Origin of the sequence: Agromyces sp. Marseille-Q5079 (assembly GCF_051016555.1) — a bacterium.
Lineage (GTDB): Bacteria > Actinomycetota > Actinomycetes > Actinomycetales > Microbacteriaceae > Agromyces.
This window is the reverse complement of record NZ_JBPEJF010000006.1, coordinates 175,924-202,839: the sequence shown is the minus strand read 5'-3', so window position 1 is coordinate 202,839 and position 26,916 is coordinate 175,924. Positions and strand designations below refer to the sequence as shown.

The following is a 26,916-nucleotide window of genomic DNA, read 5'->3' as shown; positions in this document are numbered from 1 at the left end:
AAGAAGGAGAACCATGGCCCAGGACGACAACAGCGGAGCTGAGCTCGCCGCTGCCGACTCGTCGCATGCCGCGCACGAATCCAATGCCTCACCGGGCACCGCGCTGATCGTTCAGGACGGGTTCACGAACCCCGGATTCCCGCCGCACCGCCCCCGCGTGACCGACGAGGACCCGAAGCGGGAGAAGCGCGCGCAGCGCACCGTCTACACGCTGTTCTACCTCTCGATCCTCGGAAGCCTCTGGGCCGTTGCCGCCTACATGCTCTTCCCGATGGAGTCGAACAACGTCGGCGACGTCCGGCTGAACAACCTGTTCATCGGACTCGGTGCGGCGCTCGCGCTGCTCGCGCTCGGCATCGGAATCGTCCACTGGGGCAAGTCGGTCATGGAGGACGTCGAGCTCGTCGACGAGCGTCACGCGATCGGCGGATCCCCCGAGACGCAGGCAGCCGCGGTCAAGGTCTTCACCGACTCCGATCGCGAGTCCGGTTTCACCCGCCGGACCGTGATCCGCAACAGCCTCATCGGCGCGATCGTGGTCTTCCCGCTACCGGCACTCGTGCTCTTCCGCGGCCTCGCTCCTCAAGACGAGCTGCCCGTGCCGCTCCTGAGCCACACCATGTGGCGCAAGGGCACGCGACTCGCGCTCGACCCCAGCGGCGCACCGATCAAGGCCTCCGATGTGACCATCGGCAGCGCGTTCCACGTGATCCCCGAGGGCCTGGCCGAGCTCGAGCACGGAAAGCTCGATCAGAAGGCCAAGGCGGCCGTGCTGCTGATGCGCCTCGAGCCCAGCGAGCTCAACGAACTCCCCGAGCGCAAGGACTGGTCGTACGACGGCATCGTCGCCTACTCCAAGATCTGCACGCACGTCGGCTGCCCGGTCGCACTCTACGAGCAGCACACCCACCACCTCCTCTGCCCGTGCCATCAGTCCCAGTTCGACGTGGCCAACCACTGCGAGGTCATCTTCGGCCCGGCCAAGCGCCCGCTGCCCCAGCTGCCCATCGCGGTCGACGACGAGGGCTACCTCATCGCGCAGAGCGACTTCAACGAACCCGTCGGCCCGAGCTTCTGGGAGCGCCATTGAGCACCGTAACGCCCACCACTGGCACGCAGAAGAGGTCGTTCACGGCCTCCGCGGCCGTCTACGTGAACGAACGCACGAGCGTCGCGGGGTTCGTCAAGGAGCTCGGGCGCAAGGCGTTCCCCGACCACTGGTCGTTCCTGCTCGGTGAGGTCGCGCTCTTCTCGTTCGTCGTCATCCTCATCTCCGGAACGTTCCTGACGTTCTTCTTCCAGGCCTCCATGGCCGAGGTGCACTACGACGGTTCGTACGTGCCGCTCAAGGGCGTCGAGATGTCGGTCGCGATGGCGTCGACCCTCGACATCTCGTTCGACGTCCGCGGTGGGCTCTTCGTCCGGCAGATGCACCACTGGGCTGCACTGCTCTTCGTGGCCGCCATCGGCCTGCACATGCTCCGCATCTACTTCACGGGTGCGTTCCGCAAGCCTCGCGAGTTCAACTGGGTGATCGGCTTCACGCTCTTCATCCTCGCCATGGCCGAGGGCTTCACCGGATACTCGCTTCCCGACGACCTGCTCTCCGGCAACGGCCTCCGCATCATCGACGGCCTGGTCAAGGGCATTCCGGTCATCGGAACGTGGACCTCGTTCCTGATCTTCGGTGGCGAGTTCCCGGGCACGCAGATCGTCGGACGCCTCTACTCGCTGCACATCATGATCCTGCCGGCGCTCGTCATCGCGTTCATCGCCCTGCACCTCGTGTTCGTGGTCGTGCACAAGCACACGCAGTACGCAGGCCCCGGAAAGACCCCGCAGAACGCCGTCGGCCCGCCGATCCTTCCGATCTACGCCGCGAAGGCCGGTGGATTCTTCTTCATCATCTTCGGTGTCCTGGCGCTGATCGCCGCCCTGTTCACGATCAACCCGATCTGGAACTACGGCCCCTACGACCCGTCACCGGTATCGGCCGGAACGCAACCCGACTGGTACATCGGCTTCGCCGACGGCGCACTGCGACTCATTCCGCCGGGATGGGAGTTCGTGTGGCTGGAGCGCACCTGGTCGTTCAACATCATCGTCCCGCTCGTGGCGATCGGCATCTTCATCGTGCTCGTCCTCCTGTACCCGTTCATCGAAGCGTGGATCACGGGCGACAAGCGCGAGCACCACATCGCCGATCGTCCCCGCAACGCGCCCACCCGCACCGCCATCGGCGCGGCCGGTGTCACGTTCTACGCCGGCCTCTGGGCGGCTGCGAGCTCGGACATCCTGGCGACGCACTTCTGGCTGACGATGGAAGGCGTGATCCACGCCCTGCAGGCCGTCGTCATCATCGGGCCGTTCATCGCGTACTTCATCACGAAGCGCGTCTGCATCGCGCTCCAGAAGAAGGATCGCGAGATCGCGCTGCACGGGTTCGAGTCCGGTCGCATCGTCCGTCTGCCCGGTGGCGAGTACATCGAGGTGCACGAGCCGCTCGACGAGTACGACCGCTGGCGCCTGGTGAGCTTCGAGTCGTACACGCCGCTCATGATCCGTCCCAATGCGCGTGGCAAGATCACGGCCGCACAGCGGTTCCGGGCTTCGCTCTCGCGCTGGTTCTTCGAGGATCGCATCGCCCCGGTCACCAAGGGCGAGCTCGAGTCCGGTCACGGCGAACACCACTGACCGCTCATCAGCTGAACCGCTACACCGATTCGGGCACTGGACCCATGTCGTTCGATACGACGTGGTTCCGGTGCCCGAATTGCGTTCACGACCTCGAACCGATCGATCGACTCGTGATCGGGTGTGAGAACGGCCATCGCTTCGACGTCTCCAAGTACCGCACGGTCACGCTCCTGCCGCCGAAGGCCCCGCGCACCATCGGCGACGACCGCGAGATGCTCGCCGCACGTGCTGCGTTGCTCGACAGTGCGCTGTACGGACCCATCGCCTCAGCGCTGAGGGATGCGACATCCGCATGGTCGCCTCGAGGAGGCGCAGCGCTCCCCCGAATCGCGGACTTCGGGAGCGGCACCGGCTACTACACCGAGGTCGTAGCGACTGCCCACGAAGGGTCCCCGGTCTTGGCGGCCGATCGTTCGCCAACAGCAGTGCGCATGTCCACGCGCGCCGTCGAGGGTGCCACCGGCGTCGTACTCGACATCTGGCGCCCACTCCCCCTGCGCGACGACGTCGTCGACATCGCGCTCAACATCTTCGCTCCGCGCAATCCCGCCGAGTACGCCCGGGTGATCCGCGCGCGCGGCATCCTGGTCGTCGTCGTCCCGCGCGAGAACCACCTTCTCGAGCTGCAGCGCAGCGGCTCGATGCTGACGATTCCCGAAGGCAAGCAGCACCAGGTCACCTCAGCGCTCGCGGCGGCCGGCTTCGCCCTCGTCGGCCAAGTGCCCGTCGAGTACACCGGCGACGTCGATACCGCGCAGCGCGCGCTGCTCACGGCCATGGGGCCGACCGCGCATCATCTGCCGACGACCGCACGCGACGAAGCCGAGCAAATCGGCGAGCACACGACGGTGACCGTTGCCGTCGACGTCCTCACGTTCGCACTTCCTCCCGACGACGTCGATCCCTGAGCGGCATTCCGCGCGTCAGGGCGCGATGTCCTCCTCCCCGAGGGCGTACAACGAGAATGACGGCCGCCTGCACCCCCGAGCCGCCGCGGCACTCCTTCTCGCACCAACGAGCGGGATGTTGATCCTGCCGACCCCTCGCCGCCGATGACCGCAGCGTGAAAGAGCCGCTCGTATGCCCGGTCCGCCAGGACCCGGGGCATGTGCCTGCCTCCCGCAACCCCGCATACGCCAGAACGGCCCCCACACGCCGTGTGGAGGCCGTTCCTGGTTCGGAGGGATCAGCGGGCGAAGTTGCCCCGGTAGTACTCGTAGACCCAGCCCACAAGGCTGATCACGCCGACACCGACCGCGATGAAGCTGATCCAGAACCCGACTGCGAGGCCGAGGAAGAGCAGCGCGGCAGAACCGGCGAGCATGATCGGCCACCAGCTCCACGGGCTGAAGAATCCGAGCTCGGGGTCGCCATCGTCGATGTTCGCGTCGAGACGATCCTCGGGCAGTTCAGCGCCCTGCGCCTTGTGCACGCGTCCGAGGTAGAACGCGATGAACGCAGCGAGCACCGCGCTCAGCGAGATCGCGACGAGCCCGACCCATTCGACACCAGGTTCGAGATCGTCGATCGCGCTCCAGACGATGTAGATCACTGCGGCGATCGCGAAGAACCCCGAGAGAATCCAGAAGAGAATCACATTCGCGCGCACTTACTTGACTTCCTTCGTCTCGACGTCGAATACGGGCGCATCGGGCGCGTCCTTGCCTGCTCCGATTCCGACGGGGATGCCGGCCTCGGGGTGGTTCAGGTCGAACGCCGGGGACTCCGAGCGGATGCGCGGGATCGAGGTGAAGTTGTGACGCGGCGGCGGGCAGCTCGTCGCCCACTCGAGCGAACGTCCGTAGCCCCACGGGTCGTTGACGGTCACCTTCGGTGCACGTCGAGCCGTGATGTAGACGTTGAGGAAGAACGGGATCAGCGAGATCGCGAGGATCGCGGATCCGATCGTCGACAGCTGATTCATCCAGGTGATGTTGTCTTCGGGCAGGTACGAGTAGTACCGACGCGGCATCGCGACCACACCGAGCCAGTGCTGGATGAGGAAGGTCGTGTGGAAGCCGATGAAGAGCAGCCAGAAGTGCCACTTGCCCAGCGTCTCGTTGAGCATCTTTCCGGTCCACTTCGGCCACCAGAAGTAGAAGCCGGCGAACATGGCGAACACGACGGTGCCGAACACCACGTAGTGGAAGTGCGCGACGACGAAGTACGTGTCGGAGACTGCGAAGTCGAGCGGCGGCGAGGCGAGGATGACGCCGGTCAGACCACCGAACACGAAGGTGATCAGGAAGCCGATCGACCAGACCAGCGGCGTCTCGAAGGTGATCGAGCCTCGCCACATCGTGCCGATCCAGTTGAAGATCTTCACACCCGTCGGCACCGCGATGAGCATCGTCATCAAGGAGAAGAACGGCAGCAGGACGGAGCCGGTGACGTACATGTGGTGCGCCCACACGGTCACGGACAGCGCCGCGATCGCGATCGTCGCGTAGACGAGGGTCGAGTAACCGAAGATCGGCTTACGGCTGAACACCGGGAAGATCTCGGACACGATGCCGAAGAACGGCAGCGCGATGATGTAGACCTCGGGGTGGCCGAAGAACCAGAACAGGTGCTGCCACAGGATGACGCCGCCGTTGGCGGGGTCGTAGATGTGTGCGCCGAACACGCGATCGGCGCCGGCTGCGAGGATCGCGGCCGCGAGCACGGGGAATGCCATCAGCACGAGGATCGAGGTGACGAGCGTGTTCCAGGTGAAGATCGGCATGCGGAACATCGTCATGCCGGGTGCGCGCATCGTGATGATCGTCGTGATGAAGTTCACCGCGCCGAGGATCGTGCCGAAGCCGGAGAGGCCCAGGCCGAGCATCCAGAGGTTGCCGCCGACACCCGGCGAGAACGTCGTCGACGCCAGTGGCTGATAGGCGAACCATCCGAATGAGGCTGCGCCCTGCGGGGTGAAGAAGCCCGAGACCGCCATCAGCGAGCCGAACGCGAAGAGCCAGAAGGCGAATGCGTTCAGTCGGGGGAAGGCGACGTCGGGGGCACCGATCTGCAGCGGCATGAGCACGTTGGCGAAGCCCGCGAACAGCGGCGTCGCGAACATGAGCAGCATGATCGTGCCGTGCATCGTGAAGAGCTGGTTGTACTGCTCACGCGTCTGCACGATCTCGAGCCCGGGCTCGAAGAGCTGGGCGCGGATGATCAGCGCCATGACGCCGGCGATGCAGAAGAAGACGAAGGAGGTGATCAGGTACATGTACCCGATGACCTTGTGGTCGGTGGAGGTGATCCACCGCACAAGGACGTTGCCCTTGCGTTCGACCTTCGAGACGCCGAAGGGAAGGCTGCTCGACTGCGGCCGAGCCGGTGCGGTCGTGGTGCTCATTCGCCTTCGTGCTCCTCTTTCAGTTCGGGCGCGCCCGTTCCGGGCAGGTTCTGATTGCGGTCGTACTCGTTGGAGAGCTGGCCCTCCTGGCCGAGATCGCGAAGCGAGTCGATGTAGTCCTCGTACTCGCCCTCGGACACGACCTTCACGTTGAAGAGCATCATCGAGTGGTACTCGCCGCAGAGCTCGGCGCACTTGCCCTCGTAGGTGCCCTCACGCTCGGGGACGAACGACATGTAGTTGGTCTTGCCGGGGAACATGTCCTTCTTGTAGAGGAAGTCCACGACCCAGAACGAGTGGATGACGTCACGCGACTCGAGTTCGATCTCGACGTTCTTGCCGACGGGCAGGTAGAGCGTCGGCACTTCGGACTCGACCAGCGAACCGCTGGGGCCCTCGTCGGAGAGCTGGCCCTGGATGCCGGGCGAGTAGACGTCCTCGTTCACGTAGTTGAAGTCCCACGCCCACTGCTTCGCGATGACCTCGACCTTGACGTCGATCTGGTCTTCGGGGAATCGGGCCTCGATGGCCTCCTGGTCGCGCGCGGTGAAGGCGAAGAACCCCAGGACGAGGATGAGCGGGACGATCGTGTAGAAGACCTCGATCGGCATGTTGTAGCGCAGCTGGACCGGGAGGCCGGTCTGCCCCTTGCGGCGGCGGTAGGCGATGACGGCCCAGATCGTCAGGCCCCACGTGATGACGCCGACGACGAGCAGCACGATCCACGACGTGACCCACAGCCCGGAGACGCGCTCGGTGTGGTTGGTGACGGGAGGCTGGCCCTCCTCGAAGCCCGGCAGGAACCCGTTCAGCTGAGCTGTCGTGCACCCAGCGAGGACGAGGCTGAGCGACGCTGCGATCGGAATAGCAGCCCATCGGAGACGGCGATTGTGGCGCACCGGTGACCTTTCGGGAGACTCGAAGGCGCTTCACAGTGAAGCGCATGATCGTTGGACAGCCTACTCCGACTCGGCAGCCCCGACGTGCACGACGGCCCCGTTTTCTCCCGTTTCGGCGCCGGAATTGTCGAGTCATCTGCGCAAACAACAAAAGGGAGGCTGCCGATGGCAGCCTCCCTCTCGGAGTGGAATCGCGGTGCTCAGTGGAACGAGTCACCGCATGCACAGCTTCCCTGTGCATTGGGGTTGTCGATCGTGAAGCCCTGCTTCTGGATCGTGTCCTCGAAGTCGATCGAGGCGCCGTCGAGGTAGGGGACGCTCATCTTGTCGACCACGACCTCGACTCCCGAGTAGTCCACGACGGCGTCGCCGTCGAGGAGCCGCTCGTCGAAGTAGAGCTGGTAGATGAGGCCGGAGCAGCCCCCGGGCTGCACGGCGACGCGGAGACGGAGATCGTCGCGCCCCTCCTGCTCGAGGAGGCTCCGCACCTTGTCGGCCGCGGGATCGCTCAGTTTCACACCGTGGGCGGTGTCGGTGATGGTGTCGCTCATGTCTCTCCTCGGTGCGTCGAAGAACGCCTCATGTCTGATCGGGATTCTACCCGCTGCTCCTGCGAATCGGGCCGGACGTCAGGAATCGGCCGGTTCGCGCGCGTCGAGCCTCGCGAACAGCAGCGCCTCGCTGAGCAGTGCGCGCTTGAACACGCCGAGGTGGAGCGACTCGTTCGGGCTGTGCGCGCGCGAATCGGGGTCCTCGACACCGGTGACGAGGATCTGCGCCTCGGGGAACTCCTCGACGAGCTCGGCGATGAACGGGATCGACCCGCCCACGCCGATGTCGACCGGAGGCGTGCCCCAGGCATCCGCCATCGCGGCTCGGGTCTCCTCGACCGCCCAGCCGCTCGTGTCGACCAGGAACGCCTGACCCTGGTCGACGTCTTCGAAGCCCAGGTCGACGCCGAACGGCGCGTTCGCGACGAGGTGCGAGCGGATCGCCTCGTAGGCCTCCCCCGCATCCTGTCCGGGGGCGATGCGGGCGCTGATGCGCACTCGCACCTCGGGGACGAGCGTGTTGGACGCGTTCGCGACATCCGGAGCATCGATGCCCGTGACGGTCACGGCCGGTTGCGCCCAGATGCGCGAGAGGATCGAGCCCCGGCCGATCGGGGTGACCCCGTCGAGCAGTCCGGTCTCTGCGCGGAGCTGGGCCTCCTCGAAGGCCGGCGGCTCGAGGTCGGCGCTCGTCAGCCCGGCGATGGCGACCGAGCCGTCGGCGGCCCACATGGTGTCGAGCACGCGGATCGCGGCGAGCATGGCATCGGGCACCGCTCCCCCGAACATGCCGGAATGCGAGGCGTGGGCGAGCGTGCGGATGCGGACGTTGAACGCGACCGCGCCGCGGAGGGCGACCGTGATCGCCGGGGTCTCGAGATCCCAGTTGCCGGAGTCGGCGACGATGATCGCGTCGGCCCGGAGCAGCTCGCGGTTCTCGTGCAGGAAGTTCGCGAACGAGCGGGACGCCCACTCCTCCTCGCCCTCGATGAAGACGGCGAGGCCGAGGTCGAAGTCGCCGGCGGCCTCCGCGAAGGCGCGGATCGCGCCTACATGGGCCATGACGCCGGCCTTGTCGTCGGCCGCGCCGCGCCCGTAGAGGCGGTCGCCTCGCTGCGTCGGCTCGAACGGCGAGGTCTCCCAGTCCTCGTCCTTTCCGGGCGGCTGCACGTCGTGGTGGGCGTAGAGCAGCACGGTCGGGCGTCCGTTCCGCGCCGGTCGGCTCGCGACGACCGCGGGCTGGCCGAGCTCGGATCCGTCGTCGACGAGCGCGCGGCGCACCTCGACGAGCTCGAACACGCCGGTCTCGCGCAGCAGCGTCGCCACCGCGTCGGCGCTCTGCGCGACATGGGCGGGATCGAAGGCGGGCCAGGACACGGACGGGATGCGGACGAGACTCGCGAGATCGGCGACGGTCGTCGGGAAGCCGACGTCGACGGCGTCGCGGATCGCGTCGACGACATCGGAGCGGTTGGCGGATGCGGGGCCGGTGGGTGTGGGCACGGTCATGCCGGTAATCTTAAGGGAACCGATTCGAGGGACCCCCGTGGCAAAGCACCCCACCAACAGCGAAGAACCGAGCGCCGAGACGCTCGAAGAGACCCAGGCGCGCCTGAAGGCCGGCAAGGGCGTTCCGACGCCGAGCCGCGCCGAGCAGGAGGCGGCCCGCAAGCGTCCGCTCGTGCCGAACGATCGCAAGGAGGCGACGAAGGCGGCGAAGGCCAAGGAGGCCGAGGCTCGCGAGCGCGCTCGCATCGGCATGGCCGCCGGTGACGAGCGCTACCTCCCGATGCGCGACCGCGGTCCGCAGAAGAAGTTCGTGCGCGACTACGTCGACGCCCGCTTCAGCATCGGCGAGATCCTGATCCCGGTGATGTTCGCCGTGATCATCCTCACCTTCATCCCGAATGCCCAGGTGCAGGCGATCGGCATCCTCGCCCTCTGGTCCTTCTTCCTCATCGCGATCGTCGACGTCGTCATCCTCGGACAGATGCTCACGCGCAAGCTGCGTGCGAAGTACGGCGAGAAGGCCGAGCGCGTGCGCTGGTACGCGGCGATGCGCGCACTGCAGCTGCGCATGCTGCGCCTGCCGAAGCCGCAGGTCAGGCGGGGCCAGTACCCGAGCTGAGACGAGTACTTCAGGCGAACGGCCGGCGGCGGATGCCCCGGCCGTTCGTCGTCTCGCCCCGCAGGCGGCGGCGACCGGGCTGACGACGATCTGGGCGACGCGGGGTGCGGGCGTCAGTCCCGGCGGAACACGCCCCCGCGGATGAGCGGGACCCGCGTCTCGTCATCGGTGAGCGAGCCGTGCTGGCCGATCATGAGCTCCGCCTGGCGATTCGGTTCCCGGCGGTCGTAGTACGCGATGCCCGCGCGCGCCGCGACCAGGATGTCGCCGATGCGCGGACGGACCTCGTCGGCGACGGCGCCGTACACGCCGACGTCGATCGCCTCGTCTCGCGACATCACCCACGCGCGGTGCTCCTCCGCGGCACGCCACCTCGCGAGCAGGGCGCCTCGGTCCTCGGCACCGAGCCCCGGCTCGAGGTAGAGCGAGAGGAAGCGCGGCTCGCCGCCGACGTGGCGCACGCCCTCGACGAGGTCGGCCTTCGCATCGATGAAGACGTGGCGGTGCGACGGGACGTCGACGACGCCGTGGTCTGCGGTGACGAGCAGGCCCGCGCCACGCGGCATCCGCCGCTCGAAGTCCGCGACCTCGGCGTCGACCTGCTCGAGCAGGCCGAGCCACCGGTCGGATTCCCACCCGTGGGCGTGGGCGGCCTGGTCGAGTTCGGGCACGTAGAGGTAGACGAGCGGCGCGGTACGCGACGCCAGCAGCTCCAGCGCAGCCGAGAACCGGTCGGCGATGGATGCCGCGGCCCGGTACTCGGCGCCGCGGAGCACGGCCCGGGTGAAGCCGGAGTCCGTGTAGCGTGCGGCCCCGATCACGATCGGGTCGATACCGGCGGCCGCGGCGCGTTCGAACACCGTCTCGCAGCGCTGCCAGGTCTCGGGCACCATCGCGGCGTCCCATCCGCTCAGCTGGTTGACGAGCCGGTCGTTCGCCGCATCGAGCGACCGATAGCCGACGAGGCCGTGCTCGCCCGGCAGCCGGCCGGTGGTCAGGCTCGCGAGGGCGGCGGCCGTGGTCGAGGGCAGGACCGTGCGGATGACGTCGCGCTTGGCCATGCGCCCCGTGAGGAACCGCGCGTGACCGGCTCGCGCCTGCAGGTTGGCAGCGCCGAGCCCGTCGACGAGCACGACGACCACTCCGGATGCCGCCGGAAGGCCGAACGCGTTCGCCCCACCGCCGAGGCTGGCGGCCGAACTGCCCAGCACGTCGGTGAGGCGCGGAGCGTCGTCGGTGGGCACCGGTAGCATGGCAGGCATCGCGCCCAGTCTCGCACAGGCAGGGCGCGCCCTTCATTCCCGGCGTGAGCCCACCAGCAGCAGAGAACACGGATGACCCGAGCCAAGAACCCGCCCGCTGAAGAACCGATCGTCGAGCACATCGAAGACGTCGATGTCGCCACCGAGATGCAGGGCTCGTTCCTCGAGTACGCGTACTCCGTCATCTACTCGCGCGCGCTCCCCGACGCCCGCGACGGGCTGAAGCCCGTGCAGCGCCGCATCCTGTTCGGCATGAACGAGATGGGCCTGCGGCCCGACCGCGGCCACGTGAAGTCCTCCCGCGTCGTCGGCGAGGTCATGGGCAAGTACCACCCGCACGGCGACACCGCGATCTACGACACGCTCGTGCGCATGGCGCAGGCGTTCACGCTGCGCGTGCCGCTCGTCGACGGGCACGGCAACTTCGGCTCCCTCGACGACGGTCCCGCCGCCTCCCGCTACACGGAGGCCCGGCTCACCGCCGCGGCCATCGCCATGAACGACGGCCTCGACGAGGACGTCGTCGACTTCGTGCCGAACTACGACAACCAGTTCATGCAGCCGGCGGTGCTGCCCTCGGCCTACCCGAACCTGCTCGTGAACGGCGCCAGCGGCATCGCCGTCGGAATGGCGACCAACATGGCGCCGCACAACCTCATCGAGGTCATCGCGGCCGCGCGCCACCTGATCGCGAACCCCGATGCCACGCTCGACGACCTCATGGAGTTCGTGCCCGCACCCGACCTGCCCTCGGGCGGCACGATCGTGGGCCTCGCCGGCATCCGAGACGCCTACGCCACCGGTCGCGGCAGCTTCAAGACCCGCGCCAAGGTGCGCATCGAGGCGATCACCGCGCGCAAGGCGGGGCTCGTGGTGACCGAGCTCCCCTACCTCGTCGGACCCGAGAAGGTCATCGAGAAGATCAAGGACGGCGTCAACTCCAAGAAGATCAGCGGCATCTCCGATGTCACCGACCTCACCGACCGCACCAACGGCCTCCGCCTGGTCATCGGCATCAAGACCGGGTTCAGCCCCGAGGCCGTGCTCGAACAGCTCTACCGGCTCACGCCGCTCGAGGACTCGTTCAACATCAACAACGTCGCACTCGTGAACGGCGGCCCGCAGACCCTCGGCCTGCGCGAACTCCTGCAGGTCTACGTCGACCACCGCATCTCGGTCGTCACGCGCCGCTCGCAGTACCGCCTCGCGCGTCGCAAGGAGCGCCTGCACCTCGTCGACGGCCTGCTCATCGCGATCCTCGACATCGACGAGGTCATCCAGGTGATCCGGTCGAGCGACGACACCGCGGCGGCGCGCACCCGGCTCATGGAGGTCTTCGACCTCAGCCTCGTGCAGACCGACTACATCCTCGAGCTCCAGCTGCGACGCCTCACGAAGTTCTCCCGCATCGAGCTCGAGGCCGAGCGCGACAAGCTCCGCGCCGAGATCGAGGAGCTCGAGGCGATCCTCGCGAGTCGACACCGCATCGAGGCGCTCGTCTCCGACGAGCTCGCCGAGATCGCGGAGAAGTACGGCACCCCGCGACGCACACTCCTGACCGACGCGCGTCCGATCGCCACGGGTGCGGCAGCCAAGCGCGCCGCCGCGATCCTCGAGGTCGCGGATGTCCCGTGCCGGGTGTTCCTGTCGGCCACCGGCCGCATCGCGCGGGTCGACCTGCAGCAGGGCGACGCTGGCGTGCCGACGATCACGGTGCCCTCGCGTCGGAGCAAGCACGATGCGATCCTGTCGGTCATCGACACGTCGAGTCGCGCCGAGATCGGCGCCGTCACGAACCTCGGTCGCCTCATCCGCTTCACGGCGGTCGACGTGCCCATGCTGCCCCCGACCTCGGTGCAGCTCGGCGCCGGCGTGAGGATCGGCGACTACCTCGCTCTGCCGAATCGCGACGAGAAGGTGCTCGCCCTAGTGTCGCTCACCTCCGACCGCTCGATCGCGCTCGGCACGAAGCAGGGCGTCGTCAAGCGCGTGTCCGTCGGCGCCTACCCGAACAAGCCCGAGTTCGAGGTCATCGGGTTGAAGGCCGGCGACGAGGTCGTCGGCGCGGTCCAGGGCGGCGAGGGCGACGAGCTCCTGTTCGTGGCATCCGATGCCCAGCTCCTCCACTTCCCGGCGGCGACGGTTCGCCCGCAGGGCTGTCCGGCCGGCGGCATGGCGGGCATCAAGCTCGCCGCGGGCGCGCACATCATCCACTTCACGAGCCTGCCCCCGGAATCCCTCGAGTCCACCGTCGTGGTCACGATCGCCGCCGGGAGCGACACGCTCCTCGGCATCGACGCCGGTACGGCGAAGGTGAGCGAGTTCTCGGAGTTCCCCGCCAAGGGACGGGCCACCGGGGGCGTCCGGGCGCAGCGATTCCTCAAAGGCGAGGATGCCCTGCACCTCGCCTGGGCGGGCCCCTCCCCCGCGCTCGCCGTCGCCGCCGACGGTGCCGCCCGCCAGCTGCCCGATCCGGGCGCGAAGCGCGACGCATCCGGCCAGCCGCTCGAGGCGCACATCGCGGCGATCGGCACACGCGTGGGCTGACGCTTCAGGCGTCGTCGACCGGTTCGACACGACGAACGCGGTGGCCGATCGGCCACCGCGTTCGGTCGTTCGATGCGAGTCCGCGCCTTGCGCCGGCTCAGGCGTCGATGCGCTCGCGCTCGAGCCCGTCGGCGCTGACGACGATGAACTCCTTGCGGGGGGCGACCTCGTTGCCCATGAGCAGCTCGAAGACGCGACCGGCGTTCTCGGCGTCGCCCAAGCCGACCCTGCGGAGCGTTCGCTGACGACGGTCCATCGTCGTGGTCGCGAGCTGGTCGGCGTCCATCTCGCCGAGGCCCTTGTAGCGCTGGATCGGGTCCTGGTACCGCTTGCCCTGCTTCTTGAGGGTGGCGAGCACCCCCGCGAGCTCGGCCTCGGAGTACGTGTAGATCGTCTCGTTCGGCTTCGAGCCCGGGTTCATGACCACGACGCGGTGCAGCGGCGGGACGGCGGCGAACACCCGCCCCTCCTCGATCATGGGTCGCATGTAGCGGAAGAACAGGGTCAGCAGCAGCGTGCGGATGTGGGCGCCGTCGACGTCGGCGTCGCTCATGATGATGACCTTGCCGTAGCGGGCGGCCGAGATGTCGAAGCTGCGCCCGGAGCCGGCGCCGATGACCTGGATGATCGACGCGCACTCGGCGTTGCCGAGCATGTCGGCCACGCTGGCCTTCTGCACGTTCAGGATCTTGCCGCGGATCGGCAGGAGCGCCTGGTGCTCGCTGTCGCGCGCGAGCTTGGCGGTGCCGAGCGCCGAATCCCCCTCGACGATGAACAGCTCGCTGTGGGCGACATCCGTCGATCGGCAGTCGACGAGCTTGGCCGGGAGCGACGAGCTCTCGAGCGCGTTCTTGCGACGCTGCGTCTCCTTGTGCGCACGAGCCGAGATGCGCGACTTCATCTCGGCGACGACCTTGTCGAGCAGGAGCGCGGACTGCGCCTTGTCGTCGCGCTTGGTCGAGGAGAAGCGCGCCCCGAGCTCCTTCGTGAGCACGTTCGCGACGATGGCGCGCACGGCCGGAGTGCCGAGCACCTCCTTCGTCTGTCCCTCGAACTGCGGTTCGGGCAGGCGCACCGTGATCACGGCGGTGAGCCCGGCGAGCACGTCGTCCTTCTCGAGCTTGTCGTTGCCGGCCTTCAGGCGTCGCGCGTTCTGCTCGACCTGCTGACGGAGGAACTTGAGCAGTCCCTGGTCGAAGCCGGTCTGGTGGGTTCCGCCCTTGGGCGTCGCGATGATGTTGACGAACGACTTCACGACCGTGTCGTAGCCGGTGCCCCAGCGCAGCGCGATGTCGACCGTGCACTCGCGCTTGAGTTCGGTCGGAACCATCGCCCCGCCGTCGGTGAGCACGGGGACCGTCTCGGAGAACGTGCCGGTGCCGGTGAGCCGCCAGACATCCGTCAGCGGTGCGTCGACCGCGAGGTGCTCGGCGAACTCGGAGATGCCGCCCTCGAACTGGAAGGAGGTCGTGTGGGGCGTCTCGCCGCGCTCGTCGGTGACGTCGATCGCGAGCCCCGGAACGAGGAACGCGGTCTGCCGGGCACGCGCGATGAGGTCGTCTGACTGGAACTCGGCGCCCTTCGTGAAGATCTGCCGATCGGCCCAGTACCGGATGCGCGTGCCCGTGACGCCCTTCGCGACCTTGCCGACGACCCTGAGCTCGCTGCGGTCCTCGAACGGCGTGAACGTGGCGTCGGGCGACGGTGCCCCGGCATCGGCGAAGATGCCGGGTTCGCCGCGATGGAAGGACATGGCCCAGGTCTTGCCGTCGCGATCGACCTCGACGTCGAGACGCTCGGACAGCGCGTTCACGACCGACGCGCCCACGCCGTGGAGACCGCCGGATGCCGCGTACGAGCCGGAGCCGAACTTGCCTCCGGCGTGCAGCTTGGTGAAGACCACCTCGACCCCGCTCAGCCCCGTCTTGGGCTCGATGTCGACCGGGATGCCCCGTGCGCGGTCGCGCACCTCGACGCTGCCGTCGGGGTGCAACTGCACGGCGATCTCGGTGCCGTGCCCTGCGAGCGCCTCGTCGACCGAGTTGTCGATGATCTCCCAGAGGCAGTGCATGAGGCCTCGGGAGTCGGTCGAGCCGATGTACATGCCGGGTCGTTTGCGAACGGCCTCGAGGCCCTCGAGCACGGAGAGATGGCGGGCGGAATAGTCGGAGCTCACGTCGACCAAGCCTACTGAGCACCGCCGACTCTCGAGCACAGGCGCTACGCGCTGAGCGAAATGCCCGGCGCGACGGAAGGGCTTGGGGCTCGGACGTGTTTACATTGGTGAACGGATTTCGCGAATGTGAGCCAGGAGGAGGAGCCATGACGCAGCACACCGAAACCAACGGTGCGGTCGAGGAACTCGAGACCCCGTACGAGCTCACCGCGCTCGATCGATGCGACGCCTGCGGCGCCCAGGCGTACATCCGCGTGGTCGTCGGCAGCGGGGAGCTCCTGTTCTGCGCCCACCACGGTCGCAAGCACCAGGAGAAGCTCTCCCAGATCGCGCACAGCTGGCACGACGAGTCCTCGCGCCTCAACGAGCGTCCATGACGCTCGCGACGGCCCGCTGAGCCGTCGGCACTGCACCGAACGCCCCGAGATCCGATCTCGGGGCGTTCGTCGTTTCAGGGGCGTTGCATCGCCGTTGCCCGCGCCGAGGAGTTCACCGGCGTGCGGACCGGGCCGATCTCGGCGTCAGTCGTCGGTGCCCGTGGCGCCGGCCGCCGCGAGCATCGCCCGGCGTGCGGCATCCGCGTACTCGTCGACGATGTTCGCCTGCTCGCCCGCCACGTAGAGGAGTCCGGCCCGCGCGGCCATCGCACCGAGGATGCGATCGGCGAGATCGGGGTTCTTGGCGAGCAGCGGTCCGTGCAGGTGCGTGCCGATCACCTCGCCCATGACGACACCCTCCTGGCCGGAGTCGCGCCCGTTGCCGTGACCGACCCGCACGCGACCGAGCGGCGAGCCCTCGGCCCCGATGTAGTCGCGTGCATGGTTCTCGAAGCCCACGAGGGTGCGGCCCGTGCCGCGTTCGGTGACGACCAGTTCGGCGGTCACGCGCGCACCTGGTCGCGGCACGGCGCGTCCGGGGAGGATGCCGAGGCCCTCGACGCTGGTGCCGTCGGGTCGCTCGATGCCCCACGACAGGAGCTCCCAGCCGGTGCCGACGGCGAGGATCGGCACGCCCCCGGTGCCCCACCGCCGAAGCTCGTCATGGAGCTCCAGCAGCAGCTCACGGCTGCGCTCGAGCGAGGCATCGCTACCCGATCCGAGCACGACCGCGTCGACCTCCTCGGGCAGGTCGGCACGGGACTCGACGGCGACCATGCGCGCGTCGAGACCCGCCCACGTGGCGCGACGGACGAGCACGGCGGCATTCTCGGCGTCGCCGTTCGTGTTCTGCAGCGACGGCAGGAGCGTCACGATCGTGAGGGTCATTCCGCTCCCGTGAGTCCGAGGTGTGCGCGGGTGCGCCGCATCGAGTCGGCGGAGAAGACGATCGTCTTCGTGCCGGATGCCGGCGCCGGCGCCGCGAGGAAGTCGTCGAGCGCGCGACCGAGGTCGGGCTCGACGCGATCGACCACGACGTCGTCGTAGGCGAGCATCAGCGCGGCCTCGGGTGCCTTGGATCCCGAGACGATCGACACGCGGCCGAGCGACGAGGCATCCGTGGGCCAGAAGTACGAGGGGTCCCGGACATCCGAGCCGATGGCGAAGAGGATGTCCGACGTGCCGGGCTCGATGCTGTCGACGTTCAGCTGGTAGCTGGCGGGGTTCTGCACGAGCACGAAGTCGACGTCCTGGTCGCGCACGCGGATGCGCTCACCCCGGCCGAAGACCGCCGGGATGGCGCTCAGCGCGTCGGCAGCGGTCTGCGGGTCGAAGCGCTCGCCCAGCAGCGCCTTCGCAGTCGTGTAGGCCGCCGTCGCATCGACCCCGTAGTGGATGCCCCGCGCCGGGAGCCCGATCGCGACGCTCGACCCGTGGTCGTCGAGCACGGCCGAACGACCGTCGACGCGCTCGAGTCGAACGCCGTCTCCCACGGGGATCCGCTCGGGCGTCGTCTCCGCGTAGCCGAGTCCGCGTGGCGCCGAGGCCATGACCGGTTCGGCGACGCCGAAGCGGCGCACCGCGACATCGGGCCCCAAGGCGTCGACGAGCCGGCCGAGGTACGCGTCGTCGCCGTTCACGACGACCGACTCGCTCGCACGCGCGGCGATGCGCGCGAGCATCCCCGCCACCATCTCGGAGTCGTGGAACCGGTCGATCTGATCGACCATGACGTTCATGAGCGTGACGACGCGCGCGTCGACACCCTGCATGACCAGGGCGCCGTGGCCCTCGTCCATCTCGAGCACGGCCATCTCACCCGGGACGCGACCGCGCCAGTCGGCCCGCTCGAGCAGCGCCGAGGTCAGACCCTGGCTGATGTTGGCGGTCGAGGGGTTGGTGAACACCTCGACGTGATGCGCGCGCAGGACTGCCACGAGCATCTTGGTGGTCGTCGACTTGCCGCTCGAGCCGGACACCACCACGAGCCCCTGCGGGAATCCGGAGAGGGTGCGCTTGAGGTAGTTCGGGGCGATGCGGTTGACGACCAGGCCGGGAACAGCCGATCCGCCGCCCGGCTTGCGGAGCCGGGCGGCGAATCGGGTGAGCCTGCCGACGAGGATCGCCGGCGCGTAGCGCACCAGCGGCCTACTCGAGGTAGTCGCGCAGCGACTGCGACCGCGACGGGTGGCGGAGCTTCGCCATCGTCTTGGATTCGATCTGGCGGATGCGCTCGCGCGTGACGCCGAACGTGTCGCCGATCTGGTCGAGCGTCTTCGGCATGCCGTCGCCGAGGCCGAAGCGCATGCGGATCACGCCGGCCTCGCGCTCGCTCAGCGAGTCGAGCAGCGACTCGAGCTGCTTCTGCAGCATCGTGAAGCCCACCGCGTCGGCCGGGACGACCGCCTCGGTGTCCTCGATGAGGTCGCCGAACTCGCTGTCGCCGTCTTCACCGAGGGGCGTGTGCAGCGAGATGGGCTCGCGGCCGTACTTCTGGACCTCGATGACCTTCTCGGGCGTCATGTCGAGCTCGCGGCTCAGCTCTTCGGGCGTGGGCTCGCGGCCCAGGTCCTGCAGCATCTGGCGCTGCACGCGGGCGAGCTTGTTGATGACCTCGACCATGTGCACCGGGATGCGGATGGTGCGGGCCTGGTCGGCCATGGCGCGCGTGATCGCCTGACGGATCCACCAGGTCGCGTAGGTCGAGAACTTGAAGCCCTTGGTGTAGTCGAACTTCTCGACCGCACGGATGAGGCCCAGGTTGCCCTCCTGGATCAGGTCGAGGAACTGCATGCCGCGGCCGGTGTAGCGCTTCGCGAGCGAGACCACGAGGCGCAGGTTCGCGCCGAGGAGGTGGCTCTTCGCGCGCTGACCGTCCTTCGCGACCCACTGCAGCTCGCGACCGAGCTGCGAACGCTTCTCGGCGTCGGTCATGTGCGACAGCTTCTCTTCGGCGAACAGGCCCGCCTCGATGCGCATCGCAAGCTCGACCTCCTCGGCCGCGTTCAGCAGCGCGACCTTTCCGATCTGCTTCAGGTAGTCCTTGACCGGGTCCGCCGTCGCGCCCGTGATGGCGCTGGAGTAGACGGGGACGTCGTCCTCGTCGTCGACCGCGCGGAGCACGAGTGCGCCGGTGGGGTGCGGTTCGACCGCGACGGGCTTTTCGTCGTCGTCGTCGGTCGACTCGGTGTCGGCCTCGTCGACGGCCGTCTCGGCGTCGACGTCGACCTCGACCTCGGCGTCCTCTTCATCCTCGTCGCCGCCCTTCGCGGCACCGCGAGGCTTGGTGGTGGCCTTGGCGGTCGTCTTGCGAGGCGTCTTGCTCGCCGTGGCGGTCTTCGCGGCGGTCTTCGTCGCGGCCGCCTTCGTGGTCGACTTCGCGGCCGTTGCGCGAGCCGTCGGCGTTTCCGCCTCGGTCGTCGCCGACGTCGCAGCTTTCGTCGTTGCCATTCGTTGAACCTCTCCTACATCGCACGGCGCTGCCCGGTGAGGGGTTGCGGATCGTGGTGGCCCGAACGATTTCGGACACTATGAGGACCCATGTCAAGTCCGCGATGTCCGGCACGCGATCGTGCCCGCGGACCAGAACGGGTCCTTCCCCCATTATACAGGCGCAGCGCGGTGCTGCGGTACACTCCGGCAGCGCGTCGCCCGTGCCCGACCCGCACGCGCCCACCGTCCTGCATGATGCAACGAACGCGACCGCCCCGGAATTCCCGTGCTCGAGGCATCCGCTCGCCGAGACCGGCTATCTATCCGGGCGGATGCCGGCTCAGCTGCCGAGCGGCGACTCGTCGTCGTGCCGACGTCGAACCGCGAGGAACTTCTCGAGCTCCGCGGCGATCTCGTCGGCCGAGGGCAGGTCGCCCTCTTCATCGGTGAGCGGGGAGCGGAGCGTCGTCTCCTCCATGTAGGTGTCGTGCCGTTCCTCGAGCGTTCCCACGAGCTTGGCGAGTTCGGTGTTGCCCGCCACCTGCTCGTCGATGCGCGCGACGAAGTCGCGGTTCTGCTCGCGGAGGCTGTCGGTCGGGAAGATGCGACCGGTGGCCTTGCTCACGGCCTCGAGGGCGGCGACCGCGGCCGCCGGGTACTCCGTGTCGCTCAAGTAGTGCGGGATCAGCAGGACGAATCCGGCGACCGGCTGCCCGGACTCCTGCAGGCGGTACTCGACCAGGTGCAGGGCGTTCGCCGGCGCCTCCGTGGTCGGACGCCAGACGGAGAGGGCCTCGACGAGTTCGCCCCGGTTGCCGCTGACGGTCATGCTGACCGGGCGCGTGTGCGGCACCGGCATCGGGATGGCGTTGATCCACGTGGTCGAGGAGACGCCGAGGCGGTCGATCAGCTGCAGAACGGCCGCCCCGAACCGCTCCCACTGGAAGTCGGGCTCGTAGCCGGTGAGGAGCAGGAACTGCTGCCCGATCTCGTCGCGCGCGAGCGAGAGCATCAGCCGCGGCGGTCGGTAATCGGCGATGTGGTCCTCCTCGAAGAGGATCACGGGACGTCGGGCGCGGTAGTCGAGCAGTTCGTCGGCGTCGAACGTCGCGACGACCACGTTCTCGAGGGTGGCGAGCAGGTAGTCGGTGGTCTGCGCGACGGCACCGCCGGCATCGGCGAACCCGGTGACGCCCGCGACGAGCGGCAGGCCGCGAGGCACCTCGACCTCGGGGCTCAACTCGTACAGGGAACGTGGATCGCGCATGCGTCCAGCCTACTGAGCACGTCGGCGCCTCGGCCCGCTTCCCGCCCGCCCGCGCGATGCTCAGAGCGAACACGTAGCATTCGCACCATGAGCTCCCCAGCACTCCGCCTCAGCGACCAGCCAGCCACGACGTCCGATGCCGACGTCCTCGTCCTCACCGCGACGACGGGCGACGACGGCCCGGTGCTCCTGGGCGTCGAGGGCTATGACTGGGTGGCGCCGCTGCTCCGTCCGCTCGGCGCGAGCGGCGCGATCGACGAGCTCGTCCGGCTCCCATCGCAGGTCGGGGGCCCGGCCGTCGTCGCGGTCGCGGGTCTCGGTGAACGAGCGGATGCCGCGTCCATGCGCCTCGCCGTCGGCAGCGCGCTGCGGAAGCTGACGGGGCAGGACCGCATCGCGGTGGCCGTGCCGACGAGCCACGCGGATGCCGCCGAGGCCGCGCTCGAGGGCGCCGCACTCGGCGCGTACGCCTTCACCAGGTATCGCACCGACCCCAAGCCGGCCGCGTCGGAGATCACGCTGCACCTCACCGGCACGGACCCCGAGTCGGTCGTCCGCCTCGATCGGGTGCGGGCGGTCTCGGACGCAGTGCACCGCACGAAGGACCTCGTGAACACGCCTCCGGGAGACCTCTCCCCCGCACGGTTCGCGGAGATCGCCGTCGACTCGGCGGATGCCGTCGGCATCACGTCGACGGTGTGGGACGAGGAGGCGCTCGCCTCCGACGGCTTCGGCGGCATCCTCGGCGTCGGCCAGGGCTCGGTGCGCGGCCCGCGCCTCGTCCGCCTCGAGTACGCCCCCGAGTCGGCGAGCACGCACCTCGCGCTCGTGGGCAAGGGCATCACTTTCGACACCGGAGGGCTCTCGCTGAAGCCGGCGGGCTCGATGGTGGGCATGAAGTCCGACATGGCGGGCGCGGCGACCGTCCTGTCCGCCATGCTCGCGCTCGCCACGCTCGAGGTGCCGATTCGCGTCACCGGTTGGCTCTGCCTCGCCGAGAACATGCCGTCGGGCACCGCGATCCGTCCGAACGACGTGCTGCGCCTGCGCGGCGGCACGACCGTCGAGGTCATCAACACCGACGCCGAGGGACGTCTCGTGCTGGGCGACGGACTCGCGGCGGCGAGTGAGGAGCAGCCCGATGCGATCATCGACGTCGCCACGCTGACCGGCGCGCAGGTCGTCGCCCTCGGCCACCGCATCGGCGGGCTCATGGGCGAGGACGCGCTGGTCGAGCGCGTGCGCCGAGCCGCGGATGCCGCGGACGAGGCGTTCTGGCCGATGCCGCTGCCCGGCGACCTGAAGACCTACCTGAAGTCCGACGTGGCCGACCTCACAAACGCCAAGCTCGGCACCACCATCCCGGGCATGCTCGTCGCGGGGGTGTTCCTCCGCGAGTTCGTCGGCCGGCGGACCGACTCGACCGAGCGCATCGCATGGGCGCACCTGGACATCGCGGGCCCCGGATTCAACAGCGCCGCACCATGGGGATTCACGGGATCCGGCGGCACGGCCATGGCCGTCCGCACGCTGATCGGGCTGAGCGAGGACCTCGCCGCAGAGTAGTAGGGTCTTAGGGGCGAGTTCTTCGCCCATCACTCCGCCCACGGTGACCCACCCGAGGCGGTTCGTGCTGCAGAACAGTTGCGCAAGGGAGATTCCGGTTGTCCGAGCAGAACTTTGACATTGTCATCCTCGGTGGCGGCAGCGGAGGCTATGCAGCAGCGCTGCGAGCCGTCCAGCTCGGCTTCACCGTCGGCCTCGTCGAGAAGGACAAGCTCGGCGGCACGTGTCTGCACCGCGGCTGCATCCCCACCAAGGCGCTCCTGCACGCCGCCGAGATCGCGGACAACTCGCGCGAGTCGTCCAAGTTCGGCGTCCGCACGACGTTCGAGGGCATCGACGTCCCCGCCGTCACGGCGTACCGCGAGGGCATCATCTCGAGCAAGTACAAGGGCCTGCAGGGCCTCATCAAGGCCCGCGGCATCACCGTCATCGAGGGCGAGGGCCGTCTCGTCGCCCCGAACGCCGTGCAGGTCGGCGAGCAGCGCATCGTGGGCAAGAACGTCATCCTCGCGACCGGGTCGTACTCCCGCTCGCTGCCCGGCCTCGAGATCGGCGGCCGCGTCATCACGAGCGAGCAGGCCCTCGAGCTCGACTTCGTCCCCGGCAAGGTCGCCATCCTCGGAGGCGGCGTCATCGGCGTCGAGTTCGCGAGCGTCTGGAAGTCCTTCGGCGCCGACGTCACCATCATCGAAGCGCTCCCCCACCTCGTGCCCAACGAGGAGGAGTCGATCTCGAAGCAGCTCGAGCGCGCCTTCCGCAAGCGTGGCATCGGCTACAAGATCGGCGTGCGCTTCCAGTCCGTCACCCAGAACGACGACGGCGTGGTCATCACGCTCGAGAACGGCGAGACCGTCGAGGCAGAGCTCCTGCTCGTCGCCGTCGGCCGCGGCCCGGTCACCCAGGGACTCGGCTACGAAGAGGCCGGCGTCACCGTCGATCGCGGCTTCGTCATCACTGACGAGCGCCTCTCGACCAGCGTTCCCGGCCTGTACGCCGTCGGCGACATCGTCCCGGGCCTCCAGCTCGCGCACCGCGGATTCCAGCAGGGCATCTTCGTCGCCGAGGAGATCGCGGGCCTCAACCCGATCATCGTCGAAGACGTGAACATCCCGAAGGTCACGTACTGCGACCCCGAGATCGCGTCGGTCGGCTACACCGAGGCGAAGGCGGCCGAGAAGTTCGGCGCCGACCAGGTCTCCTCGTACGACTACAACCTCGCCGGCAACGGCAAGAGCCACATCCTCGAGACGAGCGGCTCCATCAAGGTCGTCCGCGTCAACGACGGCCCGGTGATCGGCGTGCACATGATCGGCGCCCGAGTGGGCGAGCTCATCGGCGAAGCGCAGCTCGCCGTGAACTGGGAGGCCTACCCCGAGGACATCGCACCGTTCATCCACGCGCACCCCACGCAGAACGAGGCGCTGGGCGAGGCGTTCCTCAAGCTCGCGGGCAAGCCGCTGCACGCGCTCTGATCCACCTATCCCCATACGACTGCAATAAGCTAGAAAGCGTCCCAACGCTGTGAAGGAGACAAGCGCATGAGCGAATCCGTCAGCCTCCCGGCACTCGGTGAGAGTGTCACAGAGGGCACGGTCACCCGCTGGCTGAAGAACGTGGGCGACCGTGTCGAGGTCGACGAGCCGCTGCTCGAGGTCTCGACCGACAAGGTCGACACCGAGATCCCGTCGCCGGTGGCCGGTGTCATCGAGGCGATCCTCGTCCAGGAGGACGAGACCGTCGAGGTCGGCACCGCACTCGTGACGATCGGCGACGGATCGGCTGCACCTGCAGAGGAGGCGCCGGCACCCGCTGCCGAAGCCCCCGCGGAAGCGGCTCCCGTCGCCGAGGCGCCCGCCGCACCGGCGCCGGCTGCCGAAGCACCCGCGCCCGCCGCGCCGGCAGCCCCTGCGGCTCCCGTCGCCGAGGCTCCCGCAGCACCCGCTGCTCCCGCAGCTCCCGTCGCCGAGGCTCCCGCCGCACCGGCTGCTCCCGTTGCTGAGGCTCCGGCCGCCGAGGCTCCCGCCGCACCGGCAGCTCCCGCGGCACCGGCTGCAGCGCCCGCCGCATCCACGGGTTCGCACGCCGGGGCTCCCGGCTACGTCACCCCGATCGTCCGGAAGCTCGCGAACGACCAGGGTGTCGACCTCGCCAGCGTCACGGGCACCGGCGTCGGCGGCCGCATCCGCAAGCAGGACGTCATCTCCGCGCAGGCCGCGCCGAAGGCGGAGGCAGCCCCCGCGCGTACTCCGCTCGAGCCGTCGCCGCTTCGGGGCACGACCGTTCCGATGACCCGGCTGCGCAAGGTCGTCGCCGAGCGCGCCGTCGTCTCGATGCAGTCGACCGCGCAGCTCACCTCGGTCGTCGAGGTCGACGTGACCAAGGTCGCCCGCCTCCGCGACAAGGTCAAGGGCGAGTTCCTCGAGAAGACCGGCAACAAGCTCAGCTTCCTGCCCTTCTTCGCGCTGGCCACGGCCGAGGCGCTCCGCGCGTATCCGATCATCAACTCCACGGTCGACGGCGACTCCATCGTCTACCCGGCGCAGGAGAACGTCAGCATCGCGGTCGACACCGAGCGGGGCCTCCTCACGCCGGTCATCCGCAACGCGGGCGAACTCGACATCGCCGGCCTCGCCGCGCAGATCGCCGATCTCGCCGATCGCACGCGCAACAACCAGCTGAAGCCCGACGAGCTCTCCGGCGGCACGTTCACGCTGACGAACACCGGTTCGCGCGGCGCGCTCTTCGACACGCCGGTGGTCTTCCTCCCGCAGTCGGCGATCCTCGGCACCGGCATCGTGGTCAAGCGCCCGGTCGTGGTCACCACGGACGGCTCCGAGGCCATCGCGGTTCGCTCGATGGTCTACCTCGCCCTCTCGTACGACCACCGCATCATCGACGGTGCCGACGCGGCCCGCTTCCTCACGGCCGTCAAGGACCGCCTCGAGTCCGGTGACTTCGAAGGCGACCTCGGCCTCTAGTCGAACACCTCTCGAAGACGCCAACCGGCCTCGCTCCTCACGATGAGGAGCGAGGCCGGTTGCGTTCGGTCGAGGATTGGAGCACGCACCAGCACCGCGGCTCCCATCTCGGCCACGAGCTCGACGTGGTCCGCATCGAGCGTCGGAACGCCGGGGCCGCCGTCCCGAGCGGCCAGCATGAGATTCCAATCGGATTCCTCGACTGGGGAGCCGGGCTGCACGAGCGGCCGGAGGCAGTCGAGCTCGAGGGCCGCGAAGCACTCGGCTCGGCGACGGATGAGCTCCGACGCGGCCTCGGCCGGCTCGGCGACGCTCGCCAGCAGATCGGACGCATCGGGCGCATCCGACGCATCGGACCGATCGTCTGCGGCAGGCTCGCCGACCGGCGTGGGCGACGGGTCGGAGTCGTCGACATGACCGAGTGCCCCGGATACGGCACCGGGTTCCGCGACGGACGGCCCGGCGCCGGCCGGTGTCGGAGGCACGGCGGTCAGGAGGACGACGAGGACCGCACCCCCGATGAGCACCGCCACGATGACCTGTCGCTTGCGACGGCGGATCCAGCGTTGGATGCCCAGCCGCAGTCGCCCGACGCGATCCCCCTCGAGCGAGTCCGCCAGGCGCTCGACGATCGGCGTGGGCAGGTCGGCGACCTCGAGCAGCCCCGCCGCCGTCGAAGCGGCTCCGCCCCGACGTCCGCGCGCAGGCGATCCCTGCTCCACGACCGGATCGAGGTCGGAATGGTCGAGTGCCTGGGCCGGCAGCATCCGCGCCGGCACCCGCTGACCCACTGCCGACGCCGCACCGCTCACCGGCACGGGCGGCGCCGCAGCGAACACCGCGCGCTCGAGGTCGAGTTCGAACGGCACGAAGGGCCGCGCGTCGAGCGCCCGCGCCATCAGCGACCGCACGCCGTCGAAGACGCCTCCCGGGCGAACCGCGGCGACCACGGACTCGACGTACTCGACCAGCGCCGCGAGACCCTCACGTCTGAGCGCGGTGCGCTGCGCACCATCCCCCGGCATCTTGACCAGCCCGCCGAGGCCGAGCAGGCGCGGCCTTCCGGTCGCGTCGAGACGGACATCGGATGGAGAGAGCCCGAGGTGCACGACGCCCTGGTCGGCGAGTGACGAGACGGCCGCGACGACCGGCGCGATCAGCGTGACGGCCTCTCCGGGATCGAGCGCGCGTGTCGCGAGCAGTTGGCCGACCGTGACGCCGGCGATGCGCTCCACCACGAGGACACGGGCCCCGTCATCCGCGATCGCGACGTCGATGAGCTCCGGAGCTCCCGCTCCATCTGCCGCCTCCATGATGGCGAGTTCCGTCGCGATGCCGAGGTCGTCGACATCGTCGTGGTAGACCCGGAGCACGACGAGGGGTGCCGAAATCGCGGCCCCAGCGACATCTCCCGGACGCAAGGACGGATCCCCACCGTCCGGGCCCGGTCGCGTCGCGACCGCGAGGAGGACCTCTGCACGCCGGCCGGACGCGATGCGCCGCAGGACGCGGTAGCCCGCGATGCCGTTCTCGGCACTCGAATCGCCGCCTTCGGCGAACGTCGCCGCATCGGGCTCGGGACCGGCCTTGCGTCGCATGCGTCGCTTCATGCGCCCAGCCTGACGCGGCCGGCACCGGTCCGTTCGTGCGCCGACCCGGTTCGGTGACGGCGCGTTGCGACCGGCAGGTG

General features: G+C 68.9%; 21 protein-coding genes. 9 read left to right on the top strand and 12 right to left on the bottom strand.

Annotation, left to right across the window (positions count from 1 at the left end):
* Positions 1-13 precede the first annotated feature (13 nt).
* The 3 genes from qcrA (at position 14) to ACR3IO_RS14940 (ending at position 3,605) form a co-directional block, all read left to right on the top strand.
* Positions 14-1,090: a cytochrome bc1 complex Rieske iron-sulfur subunit gene (gene qcrA, locus ACR3IO_RS14950; RefSeq protein ID WP_434072004.1), complete on the top strand. Its 1,077-nt coding sequence runs from the start codon at positions 14-16 to the stop codon at positions 1,088-1,090.
* Entirely contained in the window at positions 1,087-2,694 is a 1,608-nt protein-coding gene (qcrB, locus tag ACR3IO_RS14945) for a cytochrome bc1 complex cytochrome b subunit (RefSeq protein WP_434072003.1), read from the top strand. The genes qcrA and qcrB overlap by 4 nt, the downstream gene beginning before the upstream one ends.
* A gap of 113 nt (positions 2,695-2,807) precedes the next feature.
* Positions 2,808-3,605: a methyltransferase domain-containing protein gene (locus ACR3IO_RS14940; protein WP_434072002.1), complete on the top strand. Its 798-nt coding sequence runs from the start codon at positions 2,808-2,810 to the stop codon at positions 3,603-3,605.
* A gap of 278 nt (positions 3,606-3,883) precedes the next feature.
* On the opposite strand, the gene ACR3IO_RS14935 is transcribed toward ACR3IO_RS14940, so the two are convergent.
* The 5 genes from ACR3IO_RS14935 to ACR3IO_RS14915 all read right to left on the bottom strand — a co-directional run bounded on the left by ACR3IO_RS14935 (position 3,884) and on the right by ACR3IO_RS14915 (position 9,002).
* On the bottom strand, positions 3,884-4,306 hold the full coding sequence (locus tag ACR3IO_RS14935; RefSeq protein WP_434072001.1) for a cytochrome c oxidase subunit 4: 423 nt from the start codon (positions 4,304-4,306) through the stop codon (positions 3,884-3,886).
* Complete coding sequence (gene ctaD, locus ACR3IO_RS14930) at positions 4,307-6,043, bottom strand: aa3-type cytochrome oxidase subunit I (protein WP_434072000.1); 1,737 nt, start codon at positions 6,041-6,043, stop codon at positions 4,307-4,309.
* Positions 6,040-6,942: an aa3-type cytochrome oxidase subunit II gene (ctaC, locus tag ACR3IO_RS14925; RefSeq protein ID WP_434071999.1), complete on the bottom strand. Its 903-nt coding sequence runs from the start codon at positions 6,940-6,942 to the stop codon at positions 6,040-6,042. The genes ctaD and ctaC overlap by 4 nt, the downstream gene beginning before the upstream one ends.
* Before the next feature lie 200 nt (positions 6,943-7,142).
* Entirely contained in the window at positions 7,143-7,493 is a 351-nt protein-coding gene (gene erpA / locus ACR3IO_RS14920; protein WP_434071998.1) for an iron-sulfur cluster insertion protein ErpA, read from the bottom strand.
* A gap of 78 nt (positions 7,494-7,571) precedes the next feature.
* Entirely contained in the window at positions 7,572-9,002 is a 1,431-nt protein-coding gene (locus tag ACR3IO_RS14915; protein ID WP_434071997.1) for a dipeptidase, read from the bottom strand.
* Positions 9,003-9,039: 37 nt separating this feature from the next.
* On the opposite strand from ACR3IO_RS14915, the gene ACR3IO_RS14910 reads away from it, so the two are divergent.
* Positions 9,040-9,621 carry a DUF3043 domain-containing protein gene (locus ACR3IO_RS14910; RefSeq protein ID WP_434071996.1) on the top strand — a complete coding sequence of 194 codons (582 nt, stop codon included), beginning with the start codon at positions 9,040-9,042 and terminating at the stop codon, positions 9,619-9,621.
* Positions 9,622-9,734: 113 nt separating this feature from the next.
* Here the strand turns inward: ACR3IO_RS14910 and ACR3IO_RS14905 are convergent, their stop codons facing one another.
* Entirely contained in the window at positions 9,735-10,883 is a 1,149-nt protein-coding gene (locus tag ACR3IO_RS14905; protein WP_434071995.1) for an alkaline phosphatase family protein, read from the bottom strand.
* A 72-nt stretch (positions 10,884-10,955) separates the two neighbouring features.
* Here ACR3IO_RS14905 and ACR3IO_RS14900 point away from each other — a divergent pair, with 72 nt between their 5' ends.
* The gene (locus tag ACR3IO_RS14900) at positions 10,956-13,430 is read left to right on the top strand and encodes a DNA gyrase/topoisomerase IV subunit A (protein ID WP_434071994.1); all 2,475 of its coding nucleotides are present in this window, start codon (positions 10,956-10,958) and stop codon (positions 13,428-13,430) included.
* Between the two features lie 97 nt (positions 13,431-13,527).
* On the opposite strand, the gene ACR3IO_RS14895 is transcribed toward ACR3IO_RS14900, so the two are convergent.
* On the bottom strand, positions 13,528-15,606 hold the full coding sequence (locus tag ACR3IO_RS14895; protein ID WP_434071993.1) for a DNA gyrase/topoisomerase IV subunit B: 2,079 nt from the start codon (positions 15,604-15,606) through the stop codon (positions 13,528-13,530).
* A 146-nt stretch (positions 15,607-15,752) separates the two neighbouring features.
* Here ACR3IO_RS14895 and ACR3IO_RS14890 point away from each other — a divergent pair, with 146 nt between their 5' ends.
* Positions 15,753-15,983, top strand: a complete 231-nt coding sequence (locus tag ACR3IO_RS14890) for a DUF7455 domain-containing protein (protein ID WP_434071992.1) — start codon at positions 15,753-15,755, stop codon at positions 15,981-15,983.
* 144 nt (positions 15,984-16,127) lie between these two features.
* Here the strand turns inward: ACR3IO_RS14890 and ACR3IO_RS14885 are convergent, their stop codons facing one another.
* The 4 genes from ACR3IO_RS14885 to ACR3IO_RS14870 form a co-directional block, all read right to left on the bottom strand.
* Positions 16,128-16,871: a type 1 glutamine amidotransferase gene (locus ACR3IO_RS14885; RefSeq protein WP_434071991.1), complete on the bottom strand. Its 744-nt coding sequence runs from the start codon at positions 16,869-16,871 to the stop codon at positions 16,128-16,130.
* Complete coding sequence (locus ACR3IO_RS14880; RefSeq protein ID WP_434071990.1) at positions 16,868-18,124, bottom strand: Mur ligase family protein; 1,257 nt, start codon at positions 18,122-18,124, stop codon at positions 16,868-16,870. Before ACR3IO_RS14880 ends, ACR3IO_RS14885 begins: the two co-directional genes overlap by 4 nt.
* Positions 18,125-18,131: 7 nt before the next feature.
* A complete protein-coding gene (locus ACR3IO_RS14875) occupies positions 18,132-19,433 on the bottom strand; it encodes an RNA polymerase sigma factor (protein WP_434071989.1) in 1,302 nt (433 codons plus the stop codon).
* Between the two features lie 322 nt (positions 19,434-19,755).
* The gene (locus ACR3IO_RS14870; RefSeq protein WP_434071988.1) at positions 19,756-20,682 is read right to left on the bottom strand and encodes a proteasome assembly chaperone family protein; all 927 of its coding nucleotides are present in this window, start codon (positions 20,680-20,682) and stop codon (positions 19,756-19,758) included.
* Between the two features lie 87 nt (positions 20,683-20,769).
* Here ACR3IO_RS14870 and ACR3IO_RS14865 point away from each other — a divergent pair, with 87 nt between their 5' ends.
* The 3 genes from ACR3IO_RS14865 to sucB all read left to right on the top strand — a co-directional run bounded on the left by ACR3IO_RS14865 (position 20,770) and on the right by sucB (position 25,226).
* Entirely contained in the window at positions 20,770-22,248 is a 1,479-nt protein-coding gene (locus ACR3IO_RS14865; protein ID WP_434071987.1) for a leucyl aminopeptidase, read from the top strand.
* A 98-nt stretch (positions 22,249-22,346) separates the two neighbouring features.
* A complete protein-coding gene (lpdA, locus tag ACR3IO_RS14860) occupies positions 22,347-23,720 on the top strand; it encodes a dihydrolipoyl dehydrogenase (RefSeq protein ID WP_434071986.1) in 1,374 nt (457 codons plus the stop codon).
* 66 nt (positions 23,721-23,786) lie between these two features.
* Positions 23,787-25,226, top strand: a complete 1,440-nt coding sequence (gene sucB / locus ACR3IO_RS14855; protein WP_434071985.1) for a 2-oxoglutarate dehydrogenase, E2 component, dihydrolipoamide succinyltransferase — start codon at positions 23,787-23,789, stop codon at positions 25,224-25,226.
* Here the strand turns inward: sucB and ACR3IO_RS14850 are convergent.
* Complete coding sequence (locus ACR3IO_RS14850) at positions 25,223-26,836, bottom strand: hypothetical protein (RefSeq protein WP_434071984.1); 1,614 nt, start codon at positions 26,834-26,836, stop codon at positions 25,223-25,225. The genes sucB and ACR3IO_RS14850 overlap by 4 nt on opposite strands.
* Positions 26,837-26,916 lie beyond the last annotated feature (80 nt).